Origin of the sequence: Salipiger pallidus, from assembly GCF_014643635.1 — a bacterium.
In the GTDB taxonomy this organism is placed as follows: domain Bacteria; phylum Pseudomonadota; class Alphaproteobacteria; order Rhodobacterales; family Rhodobacteraceae; genus Salipiger; species Salipiger pallidus.
This window is the reverse complement of sequence record NZ_BMJV01000006.1, coordinates 181,827-194,113: the sequence shown is the minus strand read 5'-3', so window position 1 is coordinate 194,113 and position 12,287 is coordinate 181,827. Positions and strand designations below refer to the sequence as shown.

Genomic DNA, 12,287 nt, shown 5'->3' with positions numbered 1-12,287 from the left:
TATAACGCCCCCCGGGGAGCGTCAAATGTCCCCGGATCACAATCCGATGGCGTCCCGGCCAAGCTCACATTGCGTCGATAAAGCAGGCCGCGCGGTCTGCGATTTCCTCGGGCGGCAGGTCGCGGCGGAAGTATTCGACAAAGCCTTCGCCGGGCAGCACCAGGTAGGTGAAGGTGGAATGGTCAACGAGGTAGAACTCGTCATCCCCCTCCTGCTTGCGGTAGAAGGTCCGGTAGGCTTGGCTTGCCGCCTTCACCTGCTCGGGCGATCCGGTCAGGCCGACACCCTTCTCGTGGATGTTCCACGCGAAATCGCCGACCACCTCGGGGGTGTCCCGCTCCGGGTCGATCGAGATGAACACCGGCTGCGCGCTGTAACCGCGCTCGGCCAGCGCATCCACCGCCTGGGCGTTGCGCACCATGTCCAGCGGGCAGACGTCCGGGCAGAAGGTGTAGCCGAAATAGACCAGCGACGGCTCGGTGATCACATCCGCATCGGTCACCGTATCGCCTTCGGAGTTCAGCAGCTCGAACGGCCCGCCGATGGACCCCGCGCCGCCCGCAACGGCAGCGGTGCGGCAGGGCTCGAACCGGTCGCCCGAGCCGCCCGCCATGCTGGTGTAGACCCAGACCCCGCCCACGGCGGCCACGAGGGCAAGAGACGAGGCGGCGACGGCGATCCAGCGCATGGCGGCATTTTCCCGAGTTGATTGCGAAAGCTGTGCCCCAGACCTATCAATCCGTGCACACGGACCACAAGTGACGAAAGCGCGCAGCATGAGCCCCACCGACCTCGGATTGCTGGACGACAGCCGGCGCAACCATGCCATCCGGCTGCGCACCATTACCCTGCTGCGCTGGGTCGCCATCGGCGGCCAGCTCATTGCCATCCTCGTGGCCCAACAGCTCTACAACCTGCAACTTGAGCTGGGATGGTGCTACCTTGCCATCGGGGTGTCGGTGATCGGCAACCTCGTGGCGATGTTCGTCTTCCCCGAGAACAAGCGCCTCACGGAATACGAGAACCTGCTCATGGTCATGTTCGACCTGCTGCAGCTGTGCTTCCTGCTATTCCTGACCGGCGGCCTCAACAACCCATTCTCGCTGATGGTGCTGGGGCCCGTGGTGACCTCGGCCACGGTGCTTTCTGTCCGGTCCACCGTCCTTCTGAATGTCACCGCCTTCCTGCTGATCTCGGTGATGTCTACCTTTCACATGCCGCTGGTCACCAACGATGGCGAAACGCTGGAGCTGCCGCGCGTCTTCATCTTCGGCAGCTGGACGGCGATCACCATCGCGCTCGTGTTCATCTCGGTATACGCCCGCCGCATGGCCGCCGAAATGGGTGCCATGTCCGATGCGCTTTCGGCCACGCAAATGGCGCTCGCCCGCGCCCAGAAGCTGAGCGATCTCGGCGGGGTCGTCGCCGCCGCCGCGCACGAGCTTGGCACGCCGCTGGCCACCATCAAGCTTGCCTCCGCCGAGCTCATCGACGAGCTCGACGACCACCCCGACCTGCAGGAGGACGCGCGGCTGATCCGGGCGCAGGCGGACCGCTGCCGCGACATCCTGCATGGCATGGGCCGCGCCGGGAAGGACGACCTGCACATGCGCAGCGCGCCCCTCACCGAGGTCATCCGCGAGGCCGCCGAACCCCACGAGGGGCGCGGCAAAACCATCGAGGTCACCTGCCGCGCCAGCGCCGGAGCCGATGGCCAGCCGCCCGAGGTCCTGCGCCGCCCCGAAGTCATCCACGGGCTGCGCAACCTGATCCAGAACGCGGTGGATTTCGCCCGCAGCACCGTCTGGGTGGATGCGATCTGGAGCCCGCACAGCATCACCATCCGCATCATCGACGACGGGCAGGGCTATCCGCCGCACCTGATCGGACGCCTTGGCGATCCGCTGATGCGCCGCCGCCGCAGCGAGACGGACAAACGCACCCGTCCGGAATACGAAGGCATGGGCCTTGGGCTCTTCATCGCCAAGACCCTGCTGGAACGCAGTGGTGCCGACGTGGGCTTTGCCAATGGCTCGCCCGACCCACAGCAGGCACTGAAAGGGACGCGGCAAGGGGCCATCGTCGAAGTGGTCTGGCCACGGTCCAGCGTCGAGGCTCCCTCCCGCAAGGCACTGGGAGAGAACCGGAAGTTCGACGACTGACGTCCCGCTGGACACGACCCTAACCCACGCGCGGCAACAAGTTTTTAACAAGCTCTTAACTTTCCAATACTATCAAAAAAGCGAATCCTAAACTAAGGGTGCAAGCTTTGGTTGATATGGTAATGGCGATCACGTCGGGTTTAGGAGCCGGTGCCGCCGCCCTGCTCGGAGGGTTCCTGCTCGGTGTTGCGCGGCGCGGCGCTCAGGCGCCGCCCCGCCCCAGCGCCCCCACCAGCGACCGGACCGAGATGCTGGTGAAGGACGGGCAGCTGGTTGTCAGCACGCTGCAATCCCAGCGCCTCCTGGACTGCAGCCCGGGGGATAAGCTCAACTGGACCGACATTACCACCGCGCTCGAGCCGATTTTCGGCCAGCTTCCCATGCATCAGCCGGAAACCCCCGGAAGCTCACAGGCCGTGGATGACACCCAGAGCGTGCTGTCCTACCGCCCCGAAGATCACGGCCTGCGGATGACCCTGACCGGCACGCCTATCGGGCTTGGCGAAGGGCTTCGCATGCGTTGCGACCTGCGCGAGACAGAGCTGTTGCGCACGGTCATGGACCGGGCGCCGAACCCGATATGGCTCACCAGCCCGGAACATGCGGTGATCTGGTCGAACGCGGCCTACGCGGATGTGTGCGATCTTGACCAAGGGGGGCAGTCCCAGCCGCCACTGGCCCTGATCCCGGACGAAGCGCAGGACATGCACACCACCCGTGCCAGTGTTGGAAACCGCGAGACCGGAACCCAGGCCTGGTTCGAGGTGCAGTCCTTCCGGGTGCCGCAGGGCTGGCTGCACTTTGCCCAGAGCATAGACTCCCTCATCCATGCCGAAGCCACCCAGCGCAACTTCCTTCAGACCCTCACACGCATCTTCGCGCACCTGCCCATCGCCCTCGCGGTGTTCGACCGCAACCGGCGGCTGGTGCTATTCAACCCAGCGCTGCTGGACCTGACGGGCCTGCCGGCGGAGTTTCTCAGCGGACGGCCGAACCTGCTGAGCTTCTTCGACGTCCTGCGCGAACGGCACATGATGCCCGAGCCCAAGGATTACGGCTCGTGGCGCAGCAAGCTGCGTGACCTCATCACCGCCGCCTCCAACGATCTATACACCGAGACATGGAGCCTTCCGTCAGGTCTGACCTACAAGATGACCGGCCGCCCCCATCCCGATGGCGGCATTGCATTCCTGTTCGAGGACATCAGTTCCGAGATCTCACTCACCCGGCGCTTCCGGCAGGAGATCGAGATCACGCGATCAGTGCTCGACCAGCTCGATGATGCCATCGCTGTGTTCTCGCAACTGGGTGCGATGACCTTCTGCAACAAGGCCTACCGCGCCCTGTGGGAAAGCAATCCCCATGATGATCCGGTGCAGTACGGCATCATGGAGTCGACCCGCGACTGGCAGGTCGCCTGTCACCCAAGCCCGATCTGGGCCGACCTGCGCGAGTTCGTGCTGACCCTGCGAGACCGTGCCTCCTGGGATGCAGAAATCATCACCAATTCTGGCAAACCCCTTCTGTGCCGGGCCGAGCCCCTGCTTGGCGGTGCCACGATGGTACGGTTCTCCCCGCTGCGCGACACGCCGGCAGACGTCATGATCAAACTGCGCGAAAGCTGCACCTGATCCCGCTTGCGCCGGCCGTGGCGCAAGGTATCTTCGCGGGCATGACTTCCTCGCGCCTGTCCGTCACCCTGCCCTCCCCCGAGGCTACCTGCGCCCTCGCCACGCGCCTTGCCGGTACGCTCGGGCCCGGTGACGTGCTGCTGCTGTCGGGAGGTATCGGCGCAGGCAAGACCCACTTCGCTCGCTGCCTGATCCAGTCCCTGCAGGACCCGCCCGAAGATGTGCCCTCGCCCACCTTCACGCTCGTGCAGGTCTACGACACGCCGAAGAGCGAGCTGTGGCATGCGGATCTCTACCGCCTGTCCGATCCCGACCAGTGCGTCGAGCTGGGACTCGCCGATGCGTTCGAGACCGCCATCTGCCTTGTGGAATGGCCCGACCGACTGGCCGACTTGGCCCCCGAACGAGCGCTCTCTCTCACATTCGATGCAGGGACAGAGGACGACAGCCGCGAGCTGGAGATGGACTGGACCGATGCCCGCTGGGACACTCTTCCGGAGCTGATCGCATGACCATGGCCTTCCTCGAAACCGCGCAATGGAACGCCGCCGCGGTCACCCCGCTGGCGGGCGATGCCTCGGCCCGCCGCTACAGTCGCCTTGAGCGCGGAGGCGACACTGCCATCCTAATGGAGGATCCCGAGGGCGACACCGCCCTCTTCGCCCGCCTCGCGCGGCACCTGTCTGGCCTTGGCCTAAGCGCCCCGCGCATCCTTGCCGAAGCGCCGGGACTGCTGCTGCTCGAAGATCTGGGCGACGGGCTGATCGCAAGGCTGTCGCAGGATGTGAAGGCCGAACTGCCACTGTATCTCTGCGCCACCGACGCGCTGGTCGAACTGCACCGCCACGCGCCGCCGCCGGGGCTTGTCACCGCAACGCCGGATCACCTTGCGCAGATGACCGACCTCGCCTTCACCTGCTACGCCGAGAATGCGGGCCACCCTGTGGCCCCCCGCGTCGTGCAGCAGGCGACCGACGCCCTCCGCGAGGCGCTGAGCCTCTACGCCCCCGATGCAGACGTGATGATCCTGCGCGACTACCACGCCGAGAACATCCTCTGGCTGCCCGAGCGCACCGGCGCTGCCCGTGCCGGTCTTCTGGATTTCCAGGACGCGCTGGTGGGGCACCGGGGCTATGACCTTGTCTCACTGATCGAGGACGCCCGCCGCGATGTGTCTGCCATCACCGCCGAGGCGGTGATCCATCACTACCTGGACGCCACCGGCCTTGACGAGATGCCATTCCGCATCGCCCTCGCGGTGCTAGGCGCCCAGCGCAACCTGCGCATTCTCGGGGTGTTTGCCCGTCTGGCGCGGGCGCGGGGCAAGCCTGGCTACATCGACCTGATCCCGAGAGTCTGGGGCCACCTGATGCACGACCTGTCCTTCCCCGCCCTGCGCGAGGTATCGGACATCCTGAGCCACGCGCTGCCAGCCCCGGACCATGCCATCCTGCAAAGACTGAAGGCCCCATGCCAGACTCCCTGATGCTGTTCTCCGCCGGCCTCGGCACCCGCATGGGCGCCCTGACCAAGGACCGCCCCAAGCCGCTGATCGAGGTGGCCGGCAAGCCGCTCATCGACCACGCGCTCGCGCTCGCGGACGGCTACGGCCCCCTGCGCCGGGTCGCCAACAGCCACTACCGTGCCGACCAGCTGCAGGCGCACCTTGCCGGGCGTGATGTGGCGGTCAGCCACGAAGAGCCACGCATCCTCGACACCGGGGGCGGTCTGAGGGCCGCGATGCCGCTGCTTGGGGACGGGCCGGTGTTCACACTTAACACCGACATGGTGTGGTCAGGGCCAAACCCGCTACAACTTCTTGCAGACGCATGGGATCCAGAGCGTATGGACGCCCTGCTGCTTTGCGTGCCGCTTGCCCGCGCGGTGGGGCGCAAGGGCGCGGGGGATTTCAGCATCGCCGAGGATGGCCAGCTGTTCCGCGAGGGCGATTTCGTCTACACTGGCGCGCAGATCATCCGCACCGAAGAACTGCCCGAGATCGAGGACGAGGCGTTCTCGCTCAATGTCCTGTGGAACCGTATGTCGGCGCGCGGGCGACTGTTCGGACTGCCCTTCCCCGGCCGCTGGGCCGATGTGGGCCATCCCGAGGGCATCCGGCTCGCCGAAGAGATGATCGGCGCCGATGTTTGATCCCTCCACCGACCCAAGGGTCTTTGCGCTCGCGCCCGGCGTCGACTTTCCCAAGGCTCTGGTCGATGGCCTGCGCGCCCGCATGGCCGGCCAGCCGCCGGAGGCCATGGCCCGGGTCGAGCTGATCGTGAACACGACCCGCATGGCGCGCCGCATCCGCGCGGTGTTCGACGACGGCCCGGCGACGCTGCTGCCGCGCATCCGCCTTCTGACCGGCGTGGCGGACCCGCTGGCGCTCGCGCACCTGCCCGCGCCCGTGTCGCCTTTGCGCCGGCGGCTGGAGCTGACCGGGCTCGTGTCGAAATTGCTCGAGGCGCAGCCTGACCTGGCACCGCGCACGGCGCTGTTCGACCTGTCGGACAGCCTCGCCACGCTGATGGACGAGATGCAGGACGAAGGCGTGTCGCCCGATGATCTTGCCGACCTCGACGTGAGTGACGAATCCGGTCACTGGCAGCGCGCGCTGTCGTTCTTCCAGATCGTGCAGCGCTATTTCGAGAACGCCGAGGACGCGCCCGACACCAATGCGTTCCGCCGTCTTGCGCTGGAACAGAGACTGATCGACTGGGACAAGGCCCCGCCGGAACACCCGGTGATCCTCGCCGGCTCCACCGGCTCGCGCGGGATGACACACCGGCTGATGATGGCGGTGTCGCGCCTGCCGCAGGGGGCGCTGGTGCTTCCGGGCTTCGATTTCGACACCCCGGATGCGGTGTGGAACGGGCTCACCGATGCGCTGACCGGCGAGGACCACCCCCAGTTCCGCTTTGCCCGGCTGATGCACGATCTGCACATGGCCCCATCGCAGATCACCCCTTGGACGACCGAGGCCGCCCCCGCGCCGGGCCGCAACCGGCTGGTGTCCCTCGCCCTGCGGCCCGCGCCGGTCACCGACCAGTGGCGCGCCGAGGGACCGACCTTGCCGAGCCTCGCCGAAGCCACCGACGGCCTCACCCTGATCGAGGCACAGTCCCGCCGTGACGAGGCCACCGCCATCGCCATGCGCCTGCGCGAGGCGGCGGAAACCGGCGTCACCGCCGCGCTCATCACCCCCGACAGGATGCTCACCCGGCAGGTGACCGCGGCGCTCGACCGGTGGAACATCCTGCCCGATGACAGCGCCGGCACACCGTTGCAGCTGACCCCTCCGGGCCGGTTCCTGCGCCATGTTTCGACCCTGTTTCAGCATGATCTGACCGCCGAGGCGCTGCTGACCCTGCTCAAGCACCCGCTCACCCACAGCGGCGAGGATCGCGGGCCGCACCTTCTGGCCACGCATGAGCTGGAACTGCACATGCGCAACAAGTCGTGGCCCTACCCCCGGCCCGACCAGCTGCGCGGCTGGGGCGCCGCGACGGACCGCGAGGCCTGGGCCGAGTGGATCATCGCCTGCTTCTGCCAGCCGCCCGTGCGTGGCCCCCGGCCCCTTATGGACTGGCTCGAGGATCACATCGCCCGCGCCGAGGCCATCGCCGCCGGCCCCGGTGGTGCGGACTCCGAGCTTTGGCGCGAGGCCGCCGGGCGCACGGCCCGCGCCACCGTCGAGGGCCTGCGCGAGGAGGCCGCCCATGGCACCGACCTTGACGCTCGTGACTACGCCGACCTCTTCGCCGCGATCCTGCAACGCGAGGAATTGCGCGACCGCGATGCCCCGCATCCGCGCATCCTGATCTGGGGCACGCTCGAGGCCCGCGTCATGGGCGCGGACCTTCTGATCCTCGGCGGCCTCAACGAGAACTCGTGGCCCGAACTGCCCGGCGCGGATCCGTGGCTGAACCGCCGGATGCGGCAAAAGGCGGGGCTGCTGGTGCCTGAACGGCGCATCGGCCTCGCGGCGCATGATTTCCAGCAGGCTGTCGCCGCCAAGGAGGTGGTGCTGACCCGCGCGCTGAAATCCGACGACGCGGAAACCGTGCCGTCGCGCTGGCTCAACCGCCTGACGAACCTGATGAATGGCCTGCCGGATCAAGGCGGCCCCGAGGCACTCAAGGCCATGCGCGAGCGCGGCAGGCACTACCTGCGGCTGGTCCGCGCGCTGGAAAAGCCCACCCCTCTAGCCCCTGCACCGCGCCCGTCCCCCGCGCCGCCCGTTGCCGCGCGGCCACGGCAGCTGTCGGTGACCGAGATCAAGACGCTCATCCGCGATCCCTACAGCATCTATGCCCGCCGGGTGCTCAGGCTCTACCCGCTGAACCCGCTGCAACGGGCGCCCGATGCGCTTTTGCGTGGGATCATCATCCACCGGGTGCTTGAGGAATTCGTGAAGGACTCCGTCTCTGATCCCGCTCAGCTCAGTGTGTCCGCGCTTCTGGCGAAGGGGGCCGAGATCGTCGGCAACCCCGAAGAGGTGCCGTTCCCCACGATCCGCCACCTGTGGCAGGCGCGGCTGGGGCGCATCGCGGACTGGTTCACCGAAACCGAACGCGCCCGGCAGGCCATCGCACGGCCCGCCCGCTACGAGGTGCGCGGCCACGCGGACTTGCCCGCGCTTGGCTTCCGCCTCAAGGGACAGGCAGACCGCATCGACATCGACGACCGGGGCCTTGCGCATCTTTACGACTACAAGACCGGAGCCGCCCCCACCGCCGACCAGCAGCGGCATTTCGACAAGCAGCTCCTGCTCGAGGCCGCGATGGTGGAAAACGGCGCCTTCCCCGATCTCGCCCCGAGGCACACGGAACGGGCCGTCTTCGTGTCGGTTGCGACCAATCCCAAGGAGGTGCCCGCGCCCCTTGACGAGATGCCCGCGAAACAGGTCTGGGCCGAATTCGAGCAGCTCATCACCCGCTGGTTCGAACCGGAACGCGGCTTTACTGCTCGCGCCGCCCTGCTCCGGGACAGTGACTTTTCGAACTACGATCACCTCTCGCGCTTCGGCGAATGGGACGTGATCGACACCGCAGAGCGGGAGATCCTCGAATGAAGCGCGACGAGGCAACCGAAGCGCAGGTGACTGCCGCGCGCCCCGACACCTCGACCTGGCTGTCGGCCAACGCAGGCTCGGGCAAGACCCGCGTGCTGACCGACCGGGTGGCGCGGCTGCTGCTCGATGGGGTGATGCCCGAACATATCCTGTGCCTGACCTACACCAAGGCCGCCGCGACCGAGATGCAGAACCGCCTGTTCCGCCGCCTTGGCGACTGGGCGATGAAGGACGACGACGCCCTGCGCGATGAGCTGCGGCAACTCGGCCTTGACGGCCCGCTCCCGCAGGAGCGGCTCGCCGGGGCGCGCACGCTTTTTGCCCGTGCCATCGAGACGCCGGGCGGGCTGCGCATCCAGACAATCCATTCGTTCTGCGCCTCGCTGCTGCGGCGCTTCCCGCTTGAGGCTGGAGTGTCCCCGCAGTTTCACGAGATGGAGGACCGCGCCGCGCAGCTTTTGCGGGCCGAAATCCTCGACCGCATGTCCGAAGGCCCGCAGGCGCATCTGGTGGCCGGGCTCGCGCCTTGGATGCCCGAAGACTACTCGGCGCTCATGGCCGATCTGTGCCGGAACAAGGACGCTTTCGTTCCCGCCCGCAGCTCTGCCGACTTGCGGGCCCTCTACGGCGTCCCCGCTGATGCCAGCGAAGAGACCGTGCTGCGGGACGTTTTCCTCGGGTCCGAGGACGCGCTGGTGGCGCAGCTTCTGCCGCTGCTGCAGGCGGGCAAGAGCACCGACAAGGGGGCCGCCGTCAAGCTTGCAGCCTACACCGGGCGCAACCTTGAGAGCCTCATGGCGCTCGAGGCGACGGTGCTGACCCAGAAGGGCACCCGCAGCAGCCGCTTTCCAACCAAGGACGTGAAGACCGCGCTGGGGCCGGCGCTCGATGAGCTCGATCAGCTGGCCATGCGGGTCGAGGATGCTCGCAGCACCCGCCTTGCCCTTGCCGCCCTGAAACGCGAGGAGGCGCTGCATCGTTTCGCGGCCGCCTTCCTGCCGGCCTACGAGGTGGAAAAGCAGCGCCGTGGCTGGCTTGATTTCGACGACCTCGTGACCCGCGCCCGGGATCTTCTGTCGGACGAAAGGGTCGCGGAATGGGTGCTCTACCGGCTGGATGGCGGCATCGACCACATCCTCGTGGACGAGGCGCAGGATACTTCGCCAGTGCAGTGGCAGGTGATCGAACGGCTGGCGCAGGAATTCACCAGCGGCGAAGGGGCCCGCGCCGAGGTCCGACGCACCATCTTTGTCGTGGGCGACAAGAAACAGTCCATCTACAGCTTCCAGGGCGCCGATCCGCGCGAATTCGACCGCATGTGCGACGAGTTCGCGGAACGCCTGCAGCGCACCGAAGCGCCGCTGTCCCGGATGATGCTGGAATACAGCTTCCGCTCCGCAGAGCCGATCCTGAGGCTTGTGGACAACACTTTCGAAAGCCGCGAAGAGGCCGGGTTCTCCGAGGATCAGAAGCACCGCGCCTTCAAGTCCGCCATGCCGGGCCGGGTCGACCTTTGGCCCGCGATCGAGCCTGCGAAGCCGGAAAAGGACGATGGCGACTGGTTCGAACCCGTCGACCGCGTGGGCGAAACGCACCACCGCGTCGTGCTGGCCAATCGCATCGCACGGTTCATCTCGGACACCATCGGCACGCCGCTTCCGCAAGAGGTCGGTCACAGCGGCACCTACCGCGCCCGCCCGATCCACGCGGGCGACTTTCTGATCCTCGTGCGCGGGCGGGGGCAGCTGTTTTCCGAGATCATCCGCGCCTGCAAGCAACTCGATCTGCCCATCGCCGGGGCCGACCGGCTCAAGGTGATGTCGGAGCTTGCGGTGCGCGACATCGGCGCGCTGCTCGCCTTCCTGTCGACGCCCGAGGATGACCTGTCGCTGGCCACTGCCCTGCGCTCGCCACTGTTCGGCCTGTCGGAACAGCAGCTCTTTACCCTGTCGCATCACCGTAAGGGGCACCTCTGGCCCGAGTTGCGCCGCAACAGGGATGCCTATCCCGCCACCATGACCATGCTGGACGATCTGCGCAGCCAGACCGATTTCCTGCGCCCCTTCGACCTGATCGAACGCATCCTTACGCGACACAAGGGCCGCGCCCGCCTGCTCGGGCGGCTCGGGCAGGAGGCGGAGGACGGCATCAACGCGCTGCTGTCGCAGGCGCTGGCCTACGAGCAGACAGAGGTGCCGTCGCTCACCGGCTTCCTCGAATGGATGCAGACCGATGATCTCGAGATCAAGCGCGCTCCCGACAGTGCCGGCGGGCGTATCCGGGTGATGACGGTACATGGGGCCAAGGGTCTCGAGGCGCCCATCGTCATCCTGCCTGACTGCGCCAAGCCCGATGCCCGCATCCGTGAGGATCTGCTGCCCACGGAGGGCGGCGTGGTCTGGAAAAGCTCGGCAGCCGATCAGCCGCAGGCCCAGATCGACGCCGCAGACGAGGTGAAGCGCGCCAGCGAACGGGAGCGGGACCGCCTGCTCTATGTCGCGCTCACCCGGGCCGAGAAATGGCTTGTGGTCAGCGCCGCCGGCGATCTTGGCAAGGACGGCGCGTCTTGGTTCGAGCAGGTGGAACAGGGTCTGAAGAAATCCGGCGCCGCCGCGCAAGAGTATCGCTGGGGCGAATGGGGCAGCGATGAAGGCCTGCGCATCGGCACCGACTGGGACGACCTGCCGCTTGATGTGCCCGAGGTCGTGGTGGTGCCAGACACGCCCCTGCCGCAGGTGTTCTCGGTGCCTGCAGACGCGCCCGAGACACTGCCCGGTGCGCGGTCCCCGTCCGACCTTGGAGGCGCCAAGGCATTAGCGGGCGAGGCCGGGGACGACACCGAAGAGGCGATGCTGCGCGGCACCATCCTGCACCTGCTGCTGGAACATCTTGCCGCCCTGCCCGAGGACCGGCGCGCCGCCACGGTGCCCCATGTACTGGCACTGGCCGAAGAGTTGCCGGAACACGCGGACCAGATCGCCGCCGAGGCTCTTGCGGTGCTGGCCGCCGCGCCGCTGGCGCATGTCTTTGCCCCCGGCACGCTGGCCGAGATCCCGGTGTCTGCCGACATCACGCCGGTCGGCCGGATCAACGGCATCATCGACCGGCTGATCGTCACCGAGGACACCGTGATCGCGGCGGATTTCAAGACCAACCGCACGGTGCCCCGACGCCCCGAGGACGTGCCAGACGGCCTCTTGCGGCAGATGGGCGCCTATGCCGCTGCACTGGCGCAGGTATGGCCCGACAAGCGCATCGAAACCGGGATAATCTGGACTGCAACGCAGGAATGGATGGCTTTGCCACACGATCTTGTGTCGTCCGCCCTCGAAAGATCTACGACTGCTTGACGTCTCCTCGGGGCGTACCTAGGTTTGCGCCCCGACACTCAAGACAAGCTGCCAACCTCCAGGAGAGTCC

At 67.2% G+C, this 12,287-nt stretch carries 8 protein-coding genes; 7 read left to right on the top strand and 1 reads right to left on the bottom strand.

What is annotated here, in order from left to right; translation table 11 throughout:
* Positions 1–64: 64 nt before the first annotated feature.
* Positions 65–688 carry an SCO family protein gene (locus IEX41_RS15080; RefSeq protein WP_188791083.1) on the bottom strand — a complete coding sequence of 208 codons (624 nt, stop codon included), beginning with the start codon at positions 686–688 and terminating at the stop codon, positions 65–67.
* An 88-nt stretch (positions 689–776) separates the two neighbouring features.
* On the opposite strand from IEX41_RS15080, the gene regB reads away from it, so the two are divergent.
* From regB to addA, 7 genes are all read left to right on the top strand, one after another.
* Positions 777–2,162: a sensor histidine kinase RegB gene (regB, locus tag IEX41_RS15075; protein WP_188791082.1), complete on the top strand. Its 1,386-nt coding sequence runs from the start codon at positions 777–779 to the stop codon at positions 2,160–2,162.
* A gap of 122 nt (positions 2,163–2,284) precedes the next feature.
* The gene (locus IEX41_RS15070) at positions 2,285–3,793 is read left to right on the top strand and encodes a PAS-domain containing protein (RefSeq protein WP_229673258.1); all 1,509 of its coding nucleotides are present in this window, start codon (positions 2,285–2,287) and stop codon (positions 3,791–3,793) included.
* Between the two features lie 41 nt (positions 3,794–3,834).
* Positions 3,835–4,305, top strand: coding sequence for a tRNA (adenosine(37)-N6)-threonylcarbamoyltransferase complex ATPase subunit type 1 TsaE (tsaE, locus tag IEX41_RS15065; RefSeq protein WP_188791081.1), 471 nt, complete (start codon positions 3,835–3,837; stop codon positions 4,303–4,305).
* Positions 4,302–5,279 (top strand): aminoglycoside phosphotransferase family protein, encoded by a 978-nt coding sequence (locus IEX41_RS15060; protein ID WP_188791080.1) that lies wholly within the window; start codon positions 4,302–4,304, stop codon positions 5,277–5,279. Before tsaE ends, IEX41_RS15060 begins: the two co-directional genes overlap by 4 nt.
* Positions 5,264–5,944, top strand: a complete 681-nt coding sequence (locus IEX41_RS15055; protein WP_188791079.1) for a nucleotidyltransferase family protein — start codon at positions 5,264–5,266, stop codon at positions 5,942–5,944. Before IEX41_RS15060 ends, IEX41_RS15055 begins: the two co-directional genes overlap by 16 nt.
* Complete coding sequence (gene addB / locus IEX41_RS15050) at positions 5,937–8,867, top strand: double-strand break repair protein AddB (RefSeq protein WP_188791078.1); 2,931 nt, start codon at positions 5,937–5,939, stop codon at positions 8,865–8,867. Before IEX41_RS15055 ends, addB begins: the two co-directional genes overlap by 8 nt.
* Positions 8,864–12,217, top strand: coding sequence for a double-strand break repair helicase AddA (gene addA, locus IEX41_RS15045; protein ID WP_188791077.1), 3,354 nt, complete (start codon positions 8,864–8,866; stop codon positions 12,215–12,217). Before addB ends, addA begins: the two co-directional genes overlap by 4 nt.
* Positions 12,218–12,287 lie beyond the last annotated feature (70 nt).